This is a genomic window from Glutamicibacter sp. GQ173, assembly GCF_059759215.1.
This window is the reverse complement of record NZ_JCAXDT010000001.1, coordinates 570,562-588,316: the sequence shown is the minus strand read 5'-3', so window position 1 is coordinate 588,316 and position 17,755 is coordinate 570,562. Positions and strand designations below refer to the sequence as shown.

At 59.4% G+C, this 17,755-nt stretch carries 17 protein-coding genes; 14 read left to right on the top strand and 3 right to left on the bottom strand.

Translation table 11 applies throughout. The features are described from left to right. Positions 1-24: 24 nt before the first annotated feature. On the bottom strand, positions 25-2,178 hold the full coding sequence (locus AC6CHO_RS02780) for a S9 family peptidase (protein ID WP_498213538.1): 2,154 nt from the start codon (positions 2,176-2,178) through the stop codon (positions 25-27). Positions 2,179-2,378: 200 nt separating this feature from the next. Between AC6CHO_RS02780 and AC6CHO_RS02775 the strand changes: the two genes are divergently transcribed. The 9 genes from AC6CHO_RS02775 to AC6CHO_RS02735 all read left to right on the top strand — a co-directional run bounded on the left by AC6CHO_RS02775 (position 2,379) and on the right by AC6CHO_RS02735 (position 10,014). After that, complete coding sequence (locus AC6CHO_RS02775; RefSeq protein ID WP_498213536.1) at positions 2,379-3,845, top strand: amino acid ABC transporter substrate-binding protein/permease; 1,467 nt, start codon at positions 2,379-2,381, stop codon at positions 3,843-3,845. Beyond that, positions 3,842-4,597, top strand: a complete 756-nt coding sequence (locus AC6CHO_RS02770) for an amino acid ABC transporter ATP-binding protein (RefSeq protein WP_444662586.1) — start codon at positions 3,842-3,844, stop codon at positions 4,595-4,597. The genes AC6CHO_RS02775 and AC6CHO_RS02770 overlap by 4 nt, the downstream gene beginning before the upstream one ends. A 201-nt stretch (positions 4,598-4,798) precedes the next feature. Beyond that, on the top strand, positions 4,799-5,248 hold the full coding sequence (locus AC6CHO_RS02765) for a DoxX family protein (protein WP_498213534.1): 450 nt from the start codon (positions 4,799-4,801) through the stop codon (positions 5,246-5,248). Between the two features lie 141 nt (positions 5,249-5,389). Then, positions 5,390-6,376 (top strand): 1,2-phenylacetyl-CoA epoxidase subunit PaaA, encoded by a 987-nt coding sequence (gene paaA / locus AC6CHO_RS02760; protein ID WP_498213532.1) that lies wholly within the window; start codon positions 5,390-5,392, stop codon positions 6,374-6,376. A 1-nt stretch (position 6,377) separates the two neighbouring features. After that, positions 6,378-6,668 (top strand): 1,2-phenylacetyl-CoA epoxidase subunit PaaB, encoded by a 291-nt coding sequence (paaB, locus tag AC6CHO_RS02755; RefSeq protein ID WP_060702310.1) that lies wholly within the window; start codon positions 6,378-6,380, stop codon positions 6,666-6,668. Continuing rightward, on the top strand, positions 6,665-7,525 hold the full coding sequence (gene paaC, locus AC6CHO_RS02750) for a 1,2-phenylacetyl-CoA epoxidase subunit PaaC (protein WP_444662594.1): 861 nt from the start codon (positions 6,665-6,667) through the stop codon (positions 7,523-7,525). Before paaB ends, paaC begins: the two co-directional genes overlap by 4 nt. A 31-nt stretch (positions 7,526-7,556) precedes the next feature. Next, the gene (gene paaD, locus AC6CHO_RS02745) at positions 7,557-8,054 is read left to right on the top strand and encodes a 1,2-phenylacetyl-CoA epoxidase subunit PaaD (protein WP_444662596.1); all 498 of its coding nucleotides are present in this window, start codon (positions 7,557-7,559) and stop codon (positions 8,052-8,054) included. Then, positions 8,051-9,211: a 1,2-phenylacetyl-CoA epoxidase subunit PaaE gene (paaE, locus tag AC6CHO_RS02740; RefSeq protein WP_498213529.1), complete on the top strand. Its 1,161-nt coding sequence runs from the start codon at positions 8,051-8,053 to the stop codon at positions 9,209-9,211. Before paaD ends, paaE begins: the two co-directional genes overlap by 4 nt. A gap of 17 nt (positions 9,212-9,228) precedes the next feature. Next, positions 9,229-10,014 carry an enoyl-CoA hydratase/isomerase family protein gene (locus AC6CHO_RS02735; protein ID WP_444662600.1) on the top strand — a complete coding sequence of 262 codons (786 nt, stop codon included), beginning with the start codon at positions 9,229-9,231 and terminating at the stop codon, positions 10,012-10,014. Between the two features lie 130 nt (positions 10,015-10,144). Here the strand turns inward: AC6CHO_RS02735 and AC6CHO_RS02730 are convergent, their stop codons facing one another. Next, positions 10,145-10,597, bottom strand: coding sequence for an Lrp/AsnC family transcriptional regulator (locus AC6CHO_RS02730; RefSeq protein WP_146275808.1), 453 nt, complete (start codon positions 10,595-10,597; stop codon positions 10,145-10,147). A gap of 225 nt (positions 10,598-10,822) precedes the next feature. On the opposite strand from AC6CHO_RS02730, the gene pdhA reads away from it, so the two are divergent. The 4 genes from pdhA (at position 10,823) to AC6CHO_RS02710 (ending at position 15,762) form a co-directional block, all read left to right on the top strand. Then, positions 10,823-11,986 (top strand): pyruvate dehydrogenase (acetyl-transferring) E1 component subunit alpha, encoded by a 1,164-nt coding sequence (gene pdhA / locus AC6CHO_RS02725; RefSeq protein ID WP_444662602.1) that lies wholly within the window; start codon positions 10,823-10,825, stop codon positions 11,984-11,986. Between the two features lies 1 nt (position 11,987). Beyond that, entirely contained in the window at positions 11,988-13,070 is a 1,083-nt protein-coding gene (locus AC6CHO_RS02720; RefSeq protein ID WP_444662604.1) for an alpha-ketoacid dehydrogenase subunit beta, read from the top strand. Next, a complete protein-coding gene (locus AC6CHO_RS02715; RefSeq protein WP_498213526.1) occupies positions 13,071-14,507 on the top strand; it encodes a dihydrolipoamide acetyltransferase family protein in 1,437 nt (478 codons plus the stop codon). A 238-nt stretch (positions 14,508-14,745) separates the two neighbouring features. Next, the gene (locus tag AC6CHO_RS02710) at positions 14,746-15,762 is read left to right on the top strand and encodes a DUF3093 family protein (protein ID WP_498213524.1); all 1,017 of its coding nucleotides are present in this window, start codon (positions 14,746-14,748) and stop codon (positions 15,760-15,762) included. 28 nt (positions 15,763-15,790) lie between these two features. On the opposite strand, the gene AC6CHO_RS02705 is transcribed toward AC6CHO_RS02710, so the two are convergent. Then, on the bottom strand, positions 15,791-16,654 hold the full coding sequence (locus tag AC6CHO_RS02705) for a phosphatase PAP2 family protein (protein ID WP_444662608.1): 864 nt from the start codon (positions 16,652-16,654) through the stop codon (positions 15,791-15,793). An 80-nt stretch (positions 16,655-16,734) separates the two neighbouring features. On the opposite strand from AC6CHO_RS02705, the gene AC6CHO_RS02700 reads away from it, so the two are divergent. Continuing rightward, entirely contained in the window at positions 16,735-17,730 is a 996-nt protein-coding gene (locus tag AC6CHO_RS02700; RefSeq protein ID WP_498213522.1) for an o-succinylbenzoate synthase, read from the top strand. Positions 17,731-17,755 lie beyond the last annotated feature (25 nt).

The following is a 17,755-nucleotide window of genomic DNA, read 5'->3' as shown; positions in this document are numbered from 1 at the left end:
GCCCTTCCTGGTCAGTGGCAGAAATCAGATGAGCTTGGTGCAGCCCAGGGAGTCCAAGGCAAAGGCATAATCCCAAGCCCTCGACTTCCAGGATTCGTAGCGGCCCGAGGCGCCACCGTGGCCACCGTCCATCTCGGTTTTGAGCACGATCGGGGCACTTCCGGTGCCCAGCTCCCTGAGCTTGGCAACCCACTTGGCCGGCTCGACGTACAGCACGCGGGTGTCGTTGAGCGAAGTCACTGCCGCGATCTTGGGATAGGCCTGGGCGGTGACATTCTCGTAAGGCGAGTATGACTTCATGTAGTCATAGACTTCCTTGCTTTCGATGGGATTGCCCCATTCTTCCCATTCCAACGCGGAGAGCGGAAGATCGGGATCCAAGATCGACGTCAGCGCGTCCACGAATGGAACCTGGGCAATGACCGCCGTGTACAAGTGGGGAGCCATATTCGCGATTGCGCCCATCAGCAACCCGCCGGCAGAACCGCCCAGGGCAACGATGCGCTTCGGATCCGCCAGGCCAGAATCGATCAGGTGCCGGGTGGAATCGATGAAATCGGTGAACGTGTTCTTCTTGTGCAGCTTCTTTCCCTGCAGGTACCAGTCGCGGCCCAGCTCGCCACCGCCGCGCACATGCGCAATGACAAATACGACGCCGCGATCCAGCACGCTCAGGCGCGGGATGCCGAAGCCCGGATCCATGGAAGCTTCGTAGGAACCGTAGCCGTAGATCAGCACCGGCTGGGGCACGGAGGTATCCAGGTCCGAACGGCGCATGATGGTCAGCGGAATCCTGGTCCCGTCCGCTGCCGTGGCCCAATCGCGAGTGGAGAGGTACTTGGAGGCGTCGTAGCCATTGACCGGAGTCTGCTTGCGCAGCACCAGCAACTGGTCTTGAAGCCACAGGTCGTATACGCGCGCCGGCGTGAAATCAGATGTGTAGCTGATGCGGATCAGCGGGGCATCGAGTTCGGCGAAGGTTGGAGAGGCGGTGAACAGCTCATCTTCAAACTGAGGTTCGAGCGCGGGGGCCTGTTCTCCAGTGCCCAAGCCTTCTAGCGGGATCAGCTGGATTCGTTCGCAGGTATCGCGGCGCACCGAAAGAATCACGTGCGAGCGGGTCAAGGCGGTGCCCTCGATCTTCGTCGTATTTTCATGAGCCACCACGGTCTGCCACTGCTCTGGCTTGGCATCCCGGCCCAGCTGGTCCAAGGCCGCCAAGGAGACCATGTTGTTTGGCGCCTGGTAGTCATGGGTAATCAAGGCCTGCCCGGTGCCTGGCATCAAGTCGATTCCGTGCAGCACCCGCAGGCTGCGGGGAACCAGCAAGGCCACCTCCGCCTGATCGCGGGTCAGATCCAGCATGCTGGTTTCCGAGTACTCGGAGTTGCCGCTGGAAATCATCAGGGTCTTGCGATCGGGGCTCAGATCGAATCCGAGCCACATTCCGGGATCATTTTCCTCAAAGACCAGCTGGTCCTGCGCTGCATCGGTGCCAAGGCGGTGGGCAAGAATCCGGTTCGGACGCCAAGTCTCGTCAACGACGGTGTAGAACACAGTGGAGGAGTCGGGGGAGAAAGCCAGTCCGTAGAAAACGCCGTCAATGACATCGGGCAATAACTGCCCGGTGTGCAAGTCCTTGACGTACAGGGTGAAGCGCTCGTCGCCGGCATTATCTACGCAGTAGGCCAGCAGATTGCCTTCTTCGTTCAATGCCATGCCGCCGAGCGAGAAGAACGGCTTGCCCTCGGCCAGCGCATTGCCATCCAGCAAGACCTCTTCGTCGGGCAGCGGCTGCTCGGCATCTATCACCGGCGGGGTCCAATCGGCGACCGGGTCCGAGGAATCCGCGGCTTTGACCCGGCACTGCACGGTGTAGGGCTTTCCCTCGGCGGAACGCGTGAAATACCACCATCCGCGCCGGCGGACCGGGACCGACAAATCGGTCTCCACGGTGCGGGATTTGATCTCGTTGAAGAGATCATCGCGCAGTGGCTGCTGGTCAGCCGTGACTGCGTCGGTGTAGTCGTTTTCGGCTTTGAGGTGCTCGATGACCTCGGAGCTGGACTTCTCGCGAAGCCACTCGTAGTTGTCGATGAAATCATCGCCATGGAAGCTGCGGGTGGTCGGACGCTGCGCGGCGTGCGGAGGATTGGCGGTCAACGATGGATCAGTCATATCCCTATTCAATCCCACTGCGGGGACTGATGGGCGCAAGCTATGCTCAGCGCGGACAGAACCGCCAAGTCCAATGCGAAAAACCGTGGTGCCAACGGGCCAAGGGTTCCGGCTAGACTTTATTGCGCTTAGGCTTGCTGGAATAGGAACCTATCTGCAGCTTGGGCCACTCGCCCTTCAGCACGAGAAAGCGATCATCAGTGGAAAAGATTCAAAGAGTTGCCCGCACCGGGCGCCTGAGGCGTTGGGTTGCGGCCGCGGCCATCGGCCTGATGGCCTTGGTCGTCGGCGCACCATCGGCTATGGCCCAAGGCAGCGAGAGCGCCGAAGGCCAGACCTACGTAATTGGTACAGATACCACCTTCGCCCCCTTCGAATTCCGCAAGGATGGGGAACTGACCGGTATCGACATGGATATCCTGCAAGCAATTGCCGAAGACCAGGGATTCAAGGTTGAAGTCCGTTCCCTCGGCTTCAGCGCCGCCTTGGCTGCCTTGTCGGCCAACCAGGTGGATGGCGTGATCGCTGGCATGTCGATCACCGACGAGCGCAAGGAAATCTACGATTTCTCCGAGCCTTACTTCGAGTCCGGCGTTCAGATGGCCGTGTCCAAGAACGATGAGGACATCAAGGGCTATGAAGACCTGGACGGGAAGACGGTTGTAGCCAAGACCGGCTCCGAAGGCGAGTCCTACGCAAAGTCCATTTCCAAGGAGTATGGATTCAAGGTCAAGTCGCTTGACCAGTCGGCAACCATGTACGAATCGGTGAAGTCCGGTTCGGCTGTTGCAGTGTTTGATGACTATCCCGTGCTGGCCTATGGCATCGCCCAGGGCAATGGCCTGAAGACCGTCACCGACAAGGTGCCCGGCGGCTCCTACGGCTTCGCCGTGAACAAGGGCGAAAATACTGCCCTGCTGGCCGCGTTTAATGACGGCCTGGCCGAATTGAAGGCAAATGGCCAGTACCAGGAGATTCTCGACGAGTATCTTGCTGATCCCAGCGCCGCGGTACCAAGCAACTTCTTCGACCTGGTCGCCAAGTCCCTCCCGGCGCTGATGACCGGCCTGTGGCACACCCTGCTGGTGACGGCGATTTCCTTCGCAATTGCCATGGTGCTTGGCCTGGTCTTCGGCTTCCTGAAGATCTCGCACAACATTGTCTTGCGCGGCATTGCCACGACGTTCGTTAATATTTTCCGTGGCACCCCGCTGCTGCTCTGGGCGTTCATGTTCTACTTCGGCCTGCCGCAGCTGACCGGTTGGGAAATTTCGGTGTGGACCGCCGGTATCTTGACACTGTCGCTCAACGCCGGCGCATACGTTGCGGAAATCGTTCGCGGTGGCATCCAGTCGGTGGATCCGGGACAGCTTGAAGCGTCTCGCTCCCTGGGCCTGGGCTATGGCAAGTCCATGCAGAAGGTCGTGGTTCCCCAGGCTTTCAAGATGATGACCCCATCATTGATCAACCAGCTCATTATCAGCCTGAAGGACTCCTCGTTGCTGTTGGCCATCGGCTTTGGCGAATTGCTCTACCAGGGCCAGCAGATTTACGCAGCGAACTTCCGCGTGACCGAAACCCTGCTCATCGTAGGTGTCATTTACTTCATTGCCATCATGGCCCTGACCAAGTTGGCTAACTACGCCGATCGGAGGTTCAACAAGTGAGCGCGGAAACTGTAAAGAGCTCCCAGGTGAAGATCGAGGTCAAGGATCTGCATAAATCCTTTGGCTCCAATAATGTCCTGAAGGGCATTGACATCGACATCCGCGAGGGCGAAGTAGTATGCGTGATCGGTCCATCGGGTTCGGGCAAGTCCACGCTGTTGCGTTGCCTGAACAAGCTGGAGGACATTACCTCGGGCAAGGTCGTCGTTGACGGCTTTGACGTCACCGATCCCAAGGTGGACATCAATGAAGTCCGCCGCCATGTGGGCATGGTGTTCCAGCACTTTAATCTCTTCCCGCATATGTCGGTTGCCGAGAACATCATGCTCGCGCCAGTTGAGCTGAAGAAGATGAACAAGGTGCAGGGCCGTGAACGCGCGCTGGAGCTGCTGGAGCGAGTCGGGCTCAAGGACAAGGCGGATGCTCGTCCGTCGTCCCTGTCCGGCGGCCAGAAGCAGCGCGTTGCCATTGCCCGTGCCTTGGCCATGGCTCCTGGAATCATGCTCTTTGACGAGGCCACCAGCGCGCTTGACCCCGAAATGGTTGGCGAGGTGCTGCAGGTGATCAAGGAGCTGGCAGAATCCGGCATGACCATGGTCTTGGTGACCCACGAAATGGGCTTTGCCCGCGAAGTGGGGGACCGGGTGATCTTCATGGCTGACGGCGTCGTCTGCGAGCAGGGCGAACCTGAACAGCTCTTCGGCAACCCGCAGCAAGAGCGCACCCGCGACTTCCTGTCGAAGGTCCTCTAGGCCTTCGAGCCAAGGCTAGTTCCTGAGCCGTGCTGCCCGTTCCAGCTTTTGCTGGCATCGGGCGGCACGGCTTTTTGCGTGATCAAGCTTACTGACTTTTAACGTCAAGGTGCTTGAAGCTTCAACTTGTGCCACATAGTGTGGAGTAAGAAATCAAGCAGGAAAATCCCTGAACGGACGTCCTTACCTAGGAGCTAGATAATGACCACACTGGAAAACAATCCCCGCTTGCTTGCCTCGGCGCAGCTCGTGCTGCGCCTGGCGATCGGTTTTCTCTTCGCAGCCCACGGGTGGCAGAAGTTTTCGCAATTCACCATTGAGGGCACCACTGCCAGCTTCACCCAGATGGGGGTTCCCGCGGCCAGCCTTGTGGCCCCGGTCGTAGCAACCCTGGAGCTTGTTGGCGGCGTGGCGCTAATCCTGGGCCTTGCCACGCGAATCGTCGGTGCGCTTTTGGCTTTGGACATGCTCGGAGCCATCGCCATGGTTCATGCCCAAAGCGGCGTGTTCGTGGCCAATGGCGGCTTTGAGCTGGTTCTCGCCCTTGGCACCGGTGCCGCGGCCCTTGCATTGATGGGACCGGGAAGCTGGGCCCTGGACCGCTTGTTCGTTGGCCGAAAGGCCGCGCGGCGCGGGTTGATCAACGCCTAGCCGGCATCGTTTGCGGCAAACCCCAAGGAATAGTCCTTGGGGTTTTGTTGTACCTGCGGAACTCGTGTTGACGTGACGGAGCGCACTCTGACATACTGAACGAACGGTCAGTATGTAATTTGTAATCGATGAGGTGAACCCATGGCTTCGACCACACCGCAGGAACCGGGACTAAGCGCCGTTCCGAGCTACGAAGAAGAGCAGTCGCAAGCTCGCTTTGATGCCTTGATTAATCAGGATTCGCGTGTTGAGCCACGCGACTGGATGCCTGAGCCCTACCGCAAGACCCTGACTCGTCAGGTCTCCCAGCACGCTCACTCGGAAATCATCGGCATGCAGCCCGAAGCCAACTGGATCAGCCGCGCTCCATCGTTGAAGCGCAAGTCCATTTTGATGGCCAAGGTGCAGGACGAAGCGGGTCATGGCCTCTACCTGTACTCCGCGGCGGAAACCCTCGGAACCAGCCGCGATGAGCTCAACGACCAACTGCTGACTGGTCGCGCAAAGTACTCCTCGATTTTTAATTACCCCGCCCGTTCATGGGCAGATATGGGCGCCATCGGCTGGCTGGTCGACGGAGCTGCTATCGCCAACCAGGTCCCGCTGTGCCGGGCATCCTACGGACCATACGGCCGTGCCATGGTGCGCATCTGCAAGGAAGAATCCTTCCACCAGCGCCAAGGCTTTGAAATCCTGCTTGCGCTTTCGAGGGGAACTGCAGCACAGAAGAAGATGGCACAAGATGCCATCAACCGTTTTTACGAGCCGTCACTGATGATGTTTGGCCCGCCTGATGACCAGTCGCCAAACTCCCAGCAGTCCATGGCATGGAAGATCAAGAGATTCTCCAACGATGAACTGCGCCAGCGCTTTGTCGGAATGATCGCCGAACAGGTCAAGGTATTGGGCATGACCCTGCCAGACCCGGAACTGCGCTTTGACGAAGAAAAGAAGCAGTGGATCCACAAGGATTTGAACTGGGATGAATTCATGGCAGTGATCAAGGGCAACGGCCCGGTCAACTCCCAGCGCCTGGAACGCCGCCGCGAAGCGCACCGCGAGGGCGCCTGGGTCCGAGAAGCCGCATCGGCATTTGCCGCAAAACAAGCACAGAGCGAGGTCGCCTAATATGAGCCAGCAGAACAATTGGCCCCTGTGGGAAGTTTTTGTCCGTTCTTCCCGAGGCCTCTCGCACGTGCACGCCGGGTCCTTGCATGCACCCGATGCCCAAATGGCGGTGCGCAATGCCCGCGACCTTTACACCCGCCGCAACGAGGGCGTTTCCCTCTGGGTTGTGAAGTCCACCGACATCATCAGCTCTGATCCCGACGAGAAGGATTCCTTCTTTGAATCGCCCCAGGGCAAAGACTACCGACATGCCACGTACTACAAGGCCAGCGAAGGGGTGAAGCACCTGTGAAGCACGACGAATTGGATGCTGCGCTGGACAGCTTCGGCGACGCGCTGGCCTCGGCCACCCGAGTCACCCCCGGCAACGCGCTTCGCCCAGAAGACATCGCCGTGGACGGCATCGCACCTGGCGAGGACGTCGCGCAGTATGCGCTCACGCTCGGTGATGACGCGCTGATTCTGGCCCAGCGCCTGGCAAACTGGATTTCGCGCGCCCCCGAGCTGGAAGAGGACGTTGCCCTGGGCAATATTGCCTTGGACGTCCTCGGACATGCCCGGTCCTTCTTGACCTATGCGGGATTGGCGTGGGACAAGACCGAAGATGATTTGGCCTACTGGCGCGAGGAGGAGGAATTCACCTCGCTGTGGATCGTCGAACAGCCCAACGGGCATTTCGGTGTCACTATTGTCCGGCAGCTGATTGTCTCGATTTTCCAGCACCTGCTCTACCAGAAGCTGGCCACCTCCCAAGACGAAACATTGGCAGCCATCGCCGCCAAGGCGGTCAAGGAAGTGGATTACCATCGTGACCACGCCATCCAGTGGACCATTCGCCTGGGGCAGGGAACCAAGGAATCAGCCGAGAAGATGCGCCATGCCCTGGAAATCCTCTGGCCTTATGTTGATGAGATGTTCCGCGACGAAGCGGTCCATCAGAATCTGGAATCAATCGCCGTACTTCCTTCAACCTTGCGCGAAGCTTGGCAGGAAGAGATCTCCGCGGTACTAGCCGAAGCAGGTTTGGAGATTCCGGCCACCGGACAAGCCATGGCCTACGGCCGCCGGGGCGAGCACTCCGAGCACCTTGGCTATCTGCTAGCTGAAATGCAAGTACTGGCCCGCAAGCATCCCGGCGCCAGCTGGTAACCACACATTAAGCCCGTTAGGGGGAGCAGTCTTGAGCAAACTGATCGCTGACGCCGAAGAGCTGTTCGCCATCGCAGCGAAGGTCAATGACCCGGAAATTCCCGTGCTGTCCATTGCCGACCTCGGGATTCTGCGCGAGGTGAATCTCGACAACGATGGCGCGGTGCAGATTGTCATCACGCCAACGTACTCCGGGTGCCCGGCGATGGACGTCATCAGCGAAGATCTGTACCAGGCGTTCAAGCAAGCCGGCTATGGGAAGGTCGATATCAAGCTGGTGCTGGCCCCAGCCTGGTCCACCGACTGGATGACCGATGAAGGCAAGAAAAAGCTCGAGGAGTACGGCATCGCCCCGCCTACCGGACGAGGCCATGCCGGTCGCATCACGCTGGGAATGAGCGTGAAATGCCCTCGCTGCCACTCGCTGAATACCCGTGAACTGGCGCGCTTCGCCTCCACTTCCTGCAAAGCGCTCTACACCTGCAAAGACTGCTTGGAACCCTTCGACTACTTCAAGGTGCTCTCATGACCGAACCACAAACTTCCACCCGCCGCAGGGCTTCGTTCCATCGACTCACTGTCTCCAACGTGCGTCGGCTGACCAAGGATTCCATCGAAGTCAGCTTCGCCATTCCCGAGGCGCTCAGCGAAGAATACGATTATGTAGCAGGCCAGTATGTGGCCCTGCGCAAGGAGCTCCCCAATACAGAGGGCGAGCTCGTCGAGTTGCGCCGTTCCTATTCGATCTGCGCAGCCCCGACCGGCGATGAGATCAAGGTTGCCATTAAGCGGGACCTTGGCGGATTATTCTCCACCTGGGCCAATGAAGAACTGGCCGCCGGCGATCAAATCGACGTAATGAGCCCGGCCGGCGCCTTCATTTCCAAGCACAAGCTCACCGAAATCAACGACCCGTCGAAGATCAATACGACCAGCCAAGATCGTTTTGTCGCGGTTGCAGCTGGCTCGGGGATCACCCCGGTCCTTGCCATTGCCCGCACGATTCTTGAAGCTAACGACCATAGCCGCTTTGACTTGATCTATGCCAACAAAGCCGCCATGGACGTCATGTTCCTCGAAGAGCTGGCAGACCTCAAGGACCGCTATCCAGCACGATTGGCCCTGCACCATGTGCTGAGCCGGGAACAGCGGATTTCACCACTGCTCTCGGGGCGCATTGATGCGCAGAAGCTGACAGCACTGCTGACCAATGTTGTCCAGGCGCCAACGGTCGATGAATGGTTCCTCTGCGGCCCCTTCGAGCTGGTCCAGCTGGTCCGGGACCAGCTCACCGCCCTTGAGGTCCCCGCCGACAGGGTCCGCTTCGAGCTGTTCAGCACGGGCGAACCAAATAAGCCGCAAGGCCACATCGGGCGTCCGGTGATCGTGGACGAAAACGAGGAAAGCTATGAGATCAGCTTTAACCTCGACGGCCTCAAGGGCGAGGTCAAATCCCCGGCCCGTGCCAACGAAACAGTCCTGAACGCCGCATTGCGGGTCCGCCCGGATGTGCCATTCGCCTGTGCCGGCGGAGTCTGCGGCACTTGTCGAGCCAAGGTGACCTGCGGTTCGGTGACGATGGCGGAAAACTATGCACTGGAACCAGAAGAAGTTGAAGCAGGCTACGTGCTGACCTGCCAGTCGCACCCGACCAGCGACAAGCTGACCGTCGATTTCGACGCATAGGAAAACAGGGAGCAACCATGATCGAACTGACGATTGCCGATTCGGTAGCGCGCGTTGTGCTCAATGCGCCGCAGAAGATGAACTCCTTGGATGAGCAGGCCTTGGCCGAGCTGTCGCGAGCTTATGACACGGCGGCTGCTGGCGTCGCCGATGGCACCGTGCGCGCGTTGGTGCTGACCGGCCAGGGGAGGGGATTCTGTGCGGGACGTGATATCTCCAGGGTGGATCCGGCCGATGATGATGTCATCGGCTACCTCGAAGGCAAGGTGCAGCCTTTGCTGGAAAAGATGTCCAATTTCCCGGCACCAACCTTCGCCCTGGTCCAGGGAGCGTGCCTGGGAGTTGGGCTGGGCCTGGCGATCGCTACCGACGTGGTCTATGTTGCGGAGAACGCCAAGATCGGTTCCCCCTTTGCCAATCTTGGCGCGACGCTGGATTCCGGTGGGCATTGGTTGTTCACTGAACGCCTAGGGGCCCACCGCACTTTGGATATGATCTACACGGCCGAATTGATTTCGGGGGCCGAGGCCGTGCGCTCGGGATTGTTCTCCCGCGCGTTTCCTGCCGAAGAATTGGCGAGCCGCAGCGAGGTCTTGATTGCAAGAGTTGCCCAAGGCGCCACCCAGGCATTTGTCGCGTCCAAGCAATTAGTGCAAGAAATCCGGGACCAGAGAGCAGGGCTCTGGGCTTCAATGAACAATGAAAATCGTGCCCAGGCCGCTTTGTGCGAGACGCCTGATTATGCCGAAGGATTCAAATCCTTCCAGGAGAAACGGCCGCCGGTATTTTTCGGCAAGAAGTAATGCCTGGCGGGCTTATTCCTGCCTGAAACAAGAAGCTGCTCCCTGGCCGCTGGTTCTCTTCGAACCGGTGGCTCCAAGGAGCAGCTTCTAGTCTTTTATGCGCTTTGGCCCGATGGTCGGGTCCCAGGCCTTAGCGGGTGTCGGTGTCCTCGAAGATCAGATGGGTTTGGGTATCGAGCACCGTGGGCAACGCCTGCAGTTCCTCGAAAACCACCCGGCGCAAATCCAGATTGTCCTTGGCGCGCACCAGAAGAATCACATCAAAGTTTCCTCCGACTAGGCCAATGTGCTGAACTTCGGGAATGGAGGCAAGATGATCTCGCAATTCCCTCCATGAATGCTGGCGAAGTTTCAGAGTGACATAGGCGCTGGCCTTGAGCCCTGCCTTGACCGGGTCAATTACTGCTGTATAACGCGTGATCACGCCAGCTTCTTGCAGCTTGGCGATGCGTGAATAGGCATGGGCGCGCGACACATGGACCTTCTGGGCAACCGTCGTTACCGACTGGCGTCCGTCCTTGGTCAGTTCCGCCAGAATGGCACGGTCAACCTCATCAAGTTTCAGCTCCGCTTCCGCGGCCATGACTCTCCTTTTCAATGTGTCTGACATCTCAACGCCAAACACATTTTATTGAAACATTTCGTCTACAAGTATACGTATCTGAATCACAACTTTCCACGATTCTTGGCTTGAGTGGATACAGAATGCAATCGCTACGCATAATTGATTGCAAATGATGTTTAGGTGAACTGAGTCACAAGGGCGTGCGCCCATGGACTGAGCCCAAAGTACGGAAGGCGGGAGAACATGAGCGCAGAAGCTACCTCGGATCGCATGTCTGAAGTCAGCAAGAAGTTCGGCATTAGCCCTGAAGATTACATGCTGCCAGCACGGCACATGATCAACCTCTTGAACCCGGATGGATCGCTTCGCCCGGAGAACGAGCAAGGCACCGAACCGGGGCACGAGTACCCACTGCCAAGTCCTGCACGGCTCATGGAAGCCTACGCTGCGCTGGTTACCGGGCGCCGTGTGAATGACCAGAACTCCGCGCTGGTTCGCCAGGGACGCATGGCCGTGTACCCATCAAGCCATGGCCAAGAAGCCTGCCAGATCGCCGCGGCGCTCTGCCTGGAAGAAAACGACTGGCTCTTCCCGACCTATCGCGACACCGTGGCCGTGCTCACCAAGGGCGTAGCCCCGATGGAAGTCATGACCAGCTTCCGCGGCGAATGGCACTGCGGCTATGACCCCAAGGCCTACAAGTGCGCTCCGATGTCCACGCCGCTGACCACCCAGCTGCTGCATGCCGTTGGCGTTGCCCACGCGGCCAAGCTGCGCGGTGAAAATACCGTGGTGGTCGCCATGTGCGGCGACGGAGCCACCAGCGAAGGCGACTTCCACGAAGCGCTCAACTTCGCTGCAGTATTCAATCTGCCGGTGATCTTCTTCGTGCAGAACAACAAGTACGCCATCTCCGTTCCGCTTTCGCACCAGAGTGCCGCCCCGTCGCTGGCTCACAAGGCAGTGGGCTATGGCATGGCCGGCGAGCGCGTGGATGGAAATGACCTGATGGCCCTGATGGCCATCATGACCCGTGCGGTGCGCATGGCCCGCGAAGGCAATGGGCCGCTGCTGATTGAAGCCCATACCTACCGCATGCAGGCGCACACCAACGCCGATGATGACAAGCGCTACCGCGAGGACTCGGAGGTGCAGGCCTGGATCGCAAAGGACCCGGTCACGCGAATGAAGGCGTATCTCGACGACGCCGGGCTGCTGACCGATCAGGTGGTTGCCAAGATCGCCGAGGATGCCGAAGCCGTGGCCAAGACCCTGCGCGATGGCATGAACCAGGACGCCAATACGGATCCGCGCGAACTCTTTGAACATGTTTATTCCACCAAGAGCACCCAGCTCGCCGAGCAGCAGGCCCTGCTTGCTGATGAACTAGACCGCGAGGAGGCCTAGGATGACCGCCACAACATCGCGCGTCAACCCCAATGTGAGTGCCGCTACCGCACGTGCTGCTGCCAAAGCCGCCAGCGAAAACCAGCCGGTGACCTTCGGCAAGGCCCTGAATACCGCGCTCGCCGACGGGCTTGTCGCTGATGACTCCGTCGTTATTTTTGGCGAGGACGTGGGAACCCTCGGTGGCGTCTTCCGCATCACCGATGGCCTGACCGCCCGCTTCGGAGCCGAACGCTGTTTCGACACCCCGCTGGCTGAATCAGGCATCGTCGGCATGGCGGTTGGCATGGCCATCAACGGCATGCGCCCAGTCATCGAAATGCAGTTTGATGCTTTTGCCTATCCAGCCTTCGAGCAGGTCGCTTCGCATGTGGCCAAGATGCGCAACCGCACCCAGGGCAAGCTGTCGCTGCCGATGGTGATTCGAATTCCCTACGCCGGCGGCGTAGGCGGCGTCGAGCACCACTGTGATTCCTCGGAAGGCTACTACGCCCATACGCCTGGCCTGAAAGTATTCACGCCCTCTTGCGTGGAAGACGCCTACCTGATGCTGCGTGAGGCCATTGACTCGGATGATCCGGTGGTCTTCTTCGAGCCAAAGAAGCTGTACTGGTCCAAGGAGCAGGTGGACCTTGAGCAGCTGGCCCAAGAGTACGAGGCAAAAAAGAGCGCACCGACTGAAGGCCGCGCACGAATCGCTCGCGCCGGCAGTGATGCCACGTTGATCACCTACGGGCCAAGCGTCTCAACCGCCTTGGAGGCAGCCAAGATGGCAGCCGAAGAAGGCATCAACCTGGAAGTGATCGACGTGCGCAGCATCGTTCCCTTTGATGACGAGACGGTGTGCGCTTCGGTGCGCAAAACCGGTCGGGCCATCGTGGTGGCCGAAGCCCAGGGATTTGCTTCGGTAGCCAGCGAAATCGTTGCTCGTGTGCAGGAGCGTTGTTTCCATTCACTGGCAGCGCCGGTATTGCGGGTGACTGGCTTTGATATTCCATATCCAGCGCCAACGCTGGAAAAGTTCCATCTGCCCAGCGCCGAACGCATCCTCGATGCCGTCGATCAACTTCAGTGGGAGGCATAAATGACTGTCAAGACCTTCTTATTGCCGGACCTTGGCGAAGGACTGACCGAGGCGGAACTCGTGCGCTGGATGGTTGCCGCCGGCGATATCGTCGCGGTGGATCAGCCGATTGCGGAAGTGGAAACGGCTAAGTCCCTCGTTGAGATCCCGTGTCCCTTCGAAGGCGTCGTCTCGACCTTGCATGGTGAAGCGGGCCAGATGATGCTGGTGGACGAGCCATTCATCTCCGTGAATACCGGTGGGGAAGAGGCACCTGCTGCGCCAGAGTCCAACGGCGAGCGCGCGCAGTCCTACCGGGAAGAAGAGCTGGCTGGAACCCAGGCGCCGGCGGGCCATGCCGCACAGGATTCTGAAGAGGACGAGGGCAGCGGCAATGTCCTGATTGGCTACGGCACCGGTTCGGCCCAGCGCAAGACCAGCCGCCGGCGCAAGCCGCGAGGCATGGGCGCTGGAGATTCGATCGCAGTCCAGGAAGCGCGAGAAGCGGTTCGCGTGATCAATCCGCTGGTGCGCAAGCTGGCGCGCGAGAATTCACTCGATATCTCCTCGGTGAAGGGCAGCGGCCCGCAGGGGCTGATCCTGCGCTCCGATGTTGAAGCTGCACTGGCTCGTCCAGTTCAAGAACCGTCTGCCAGCGCTTCGTTGGCCCTTGGCTCGCCGCAAGCCTCGGCGGCGACGGCAGCGAAACCCGGGCAGGCGGCTGACGTTGGGGACAAGGATTCGCGCACGGGCTTGCCTGTGGCTTCCTCCGAGCTGCTGGCTGGTGTTCGAAAGACCATTGCGCACGCCATGAGCACTTCTCGTCGAGAGATCCCGGAGGCCACCGTGTGGGTCGATGTGGATGTCACGAAGTTGTTGAAGCTTCGCTCCAAGATCAAGGAAGCCGAGGGCCAAGCACCGAGCGTCATGGCGTTGATTTCGCGCTTTGCCGTGGCTGGGCTGCAACGCTTCCCTGAACTCAATAGCCGCATCGAGGTGGAATCTGACGGCTCCCTGCGACATACCCTCTTCGAGGGGGTCAATCTTGGTTTTGCTGCGCAGACCGAGCGCGGCCTGGTGGTGCCGAATGTGCGTGGAGCCCATAAGCTCAATGCCCAGGAGCTTTCGGCCGAGTTCGCGCGCCTGGCTTCGGTGGCCCGAGATGGCAAAGCGGGTGTGGCTGACCTTTCGGGCAGTACCTTCACGATCAATAACTATGGTGTCTTCAACGTCGACGGTTCGGCCGCGATCATCAATTATCCTGAGGCCGCCATTCTTGGCCTGGGGCGCATCATCGAAAAACCATGGGTTGTCAACGGCCGGCTCAAGGTCCGTTCCATCTGCGAATTGACGCTGAGCTTTGATCATCGAGTCTGTGACGGCGGCACTGCTGCAGGGTTCCTGCGCTACGTTGCCGATGCGATGACCGACCCGAAGCTGGCCCTGGCGACGTTGTAGCCACTACGGCATGGAGCTGCTTGCCGAGCGGTGCTAATGATGTCCGTCGAACCCTTGAGGTTTGGCGGGCATCATCCTTTTTGCTGATATTTCAGTATTGATTGATCATTTATTCGCATGTCAAGTTAGAGTTGATAGGGTAGTTAATGCATCCGCTTGCATGGTGGAAACAGATCCGCGGGGCCAGTGGCTCCGCCGGAGTGGGCGTCGATCAACTGGGATAAGGGATGGGACGAGGATGGTTATCCATACAGTGAAGAACCGCCCGTGGTTGTATGTTCTTTTGATCCTTCCGGTGATCATCGTCCTGGGCGTCTACCTCCCATTGGCCAATCGATTGCCAGGCATCACCGCTACGCACTGGTCATCCACCTACCCAGACGGATTTACCCGCACTGGAGTACTGGTGTCAGTGTCCATTGGTCTGAGTATCGCAGGAGCCATCATCGGGTTGAGCTCATTGGCTCAGCGCAGCAAACCGGCCTTGTTGCTGGCCCTGCTCTTTATTGGTTCCCTTCTTTCGTGGACCACCGCAGGGGTCTTCATCGGATCGGTGGTTCCAACCGCGCTTGCAGAAACACCTCAGACTGCCGTCATCGGCATCTGGATGCTCCCCATGGCGGCCTGTACGCTGTTGGCCCTTGTTCCGCTGTGGATTTGCGGCGTGTACCAGTCCTATTCGAAGCAAGTGCAAGAACAGCGACAGGCGCGAATCAACCAGGGCCAAGGAGTCGCGGCGCCCGCGCCGCGAGGCACCCAGGGTGCGGACGACACCGAATTCTGTGAAACCATGAAGGCCCCTTGGTGGCTGTGGGTGCTAGGGATTGTCGTTGCAGGAACAGGAGTATTCCTGCTCCTCCAAATCTCTATGCGTCCAGGGGCGATGGATTGGACCACAGCCATGATCGGCCTGGCAACTTGCCTGGTCATTACCCTGCTGCTCCTTGGACTGTGCTTGATCCGGGTGACTATCACTGAACAGCGCATTCGGGTGGCTTCGGCTATCTTTGGCTTTCCTTTGCGCACCATCAAGCCCGGGGAAATCCAATCGGTGACCAGCACCGAAATCGACCCCATGGCTTGGGGCGGATGGGGCTGGCGCTTCTTTCCTGGCGGATCAGCTGTGGTGCTGCGCCATCATGAGGGTTTGGCCTTCGAGCTGAAGAATTCATCGAGATTTGCCGTGACCGTTCCAAATTCCCAGCGTGGCGCAGAGCAGCTGAACGCGCTCATGCAGAGGAACGGATCCTGCTAGTTCCTTTGCCGGCGGCCTAAGAGGCTTTTTACTTCTGGAAGGTTCGCATCGGCCCGATCACGACGGAGCGCAAGGCCAGCGACGAGATCAGCGAGGCGGCAATGACGTGGAAGATTCCAAGGCACGCGTAGACCAGTTGCAGATTATCGGGGATCTTCTGGATATGCGGGTGCGGCAGGAAAAACGACAAGCCAATGATGATGGCCCAGACGATGATGCTGGCTGCTCCGACGCTCCTGGACCAGCTGGTCTTGCGCACCTCGTGGCTCAGCGGCTGGATGCGTTGCAAGACCGCGCTGGCCAGCACCATCCAGAAGGCCGACACCAGGAAGCCGGCAGCGATGTCGCTGGGCCGATGCCAACCGCACACCAAAGTGGCCACACCGGTGATCGTGGCAAAGAGCCATGCGATTGGCTGGACCACAGGTCGCAGCCTGGGCGGAGAAATGACATACATCAATCCCATCGCCGCTGCCGCCGCAGTGGTGTGCCCCGAGGGAAATGAATTGCCCGTCGTGCCAAAATTGAAATCCGGCCTGACCAGGACCTCATGCTTGAGCAACTGTGTAGTGGCCAATGCCGCGGCGCAGGCCAGAATCGCCACCGTGGCACGAAGGAACCGGCGATCCCTGATCACCCGGTAGAGCAGGAAAATCGCGGCAATCGCGCCGCAAATTACCGGAAGCAGATCAAGGAATTCACGGACCGGATCCAATAATTCGGTCCGCGGCCACCATTGGGACCAAGCCATGAACCCAGCCTGATCGGCCCACTGTCCGGCGCGAAGGTGGACAAAGAAAAAATACTCGATGCAGAAGAAGGAGACCAGCAGCAGCAAGGCCAGCCACCACCGAAGGTGGTGTGGGCGCGCGGCTGCTGAATGTCGAGGCATATCTCTAGCCTTGCACAATTTCTGCGTCAAACGTCAGCCGATGACACTGTAACCATGGCCACGCTCGCTAGGCTTAGAACATGAGCTTTGAACTTCCACCGCTGGCTGACTTGCTGGCACATAGCTACGTGGTCCGCCTCCCGATGCGCGTTAAATTCAGGGGAATCACCCAGCGAGAAGCACTGCTCATCGAAGGCCCCGAAGGGTGGGGCGAATTCTCGGCCTTTGTCGAATACGCCCCAGCCGAGGCGTCGCGCTGGCTGTCCGCTGGCATTGAAGCGGCGTACCAGCCTTTCCCCGAACCGCTGCGCACCACCATTCCGGTCAACGCAACCTTGCCCGCGGTATCGGCGAGCGAAGTAGGGGCCGTGCTGGAAAAGTACGATGCACCGCACACCATCAAGATCAAGGTCGCCGAACAAGGCCAGGGCCTCGAGCAGGACTTGGCCAGGGTCGCAGAAGCCCGTCGCCTCTATCCGCAGGCGGCGCTTCGGGTTGATGCCAATATGGGCTGGGATATCGGCCAAGCGGTCCATGCGCTCAAGGCCCTGAGCGAATTCGATCTGCAATACGCTGAACAGCCAGTGCCCGGCATCACCGGCTTGGCCGAGGTGCGAGAGCAATTGCGCACGGCAGGCATCGACCTGAAAATTGCTGCCGACGAGGCGGTGCGCAAGCACACCGACCCGCTGGAAGTCTCCCGGCTGGGTGCCGCAGACCTCATGGTGATCAAAGCCCAGCCACTGGGCGGAATCCAAGCTGTCCTGGACATTGCCCGACAGGCGGAGCTCGACGTCGTAGTGTCCAGCGCCTTGGACACCTCCGTGGGCCTATCCCAGGCCGCTGCGCTGGCTAGCGCACTGCCCGAGCTGCCTTATGCCTGCGGGCTCTCCACCGGAACCCTTTTTGCCGATGATGTCTGCGCCGAACCGCTGCTGGCTACCGCTGGTTATCTTCCGGTGCGGCGCATTGACGCCGATCCCCGAAAACTGAAGCAGCTGCGCCCCGAGCAGCAGCGGGTTGACTGGTGGTTACGAAGAGTCGAGAAGTGCTACGAACAACTAGTCAAAGACTAGTTTCCGACAACCATCTATTTCCCCG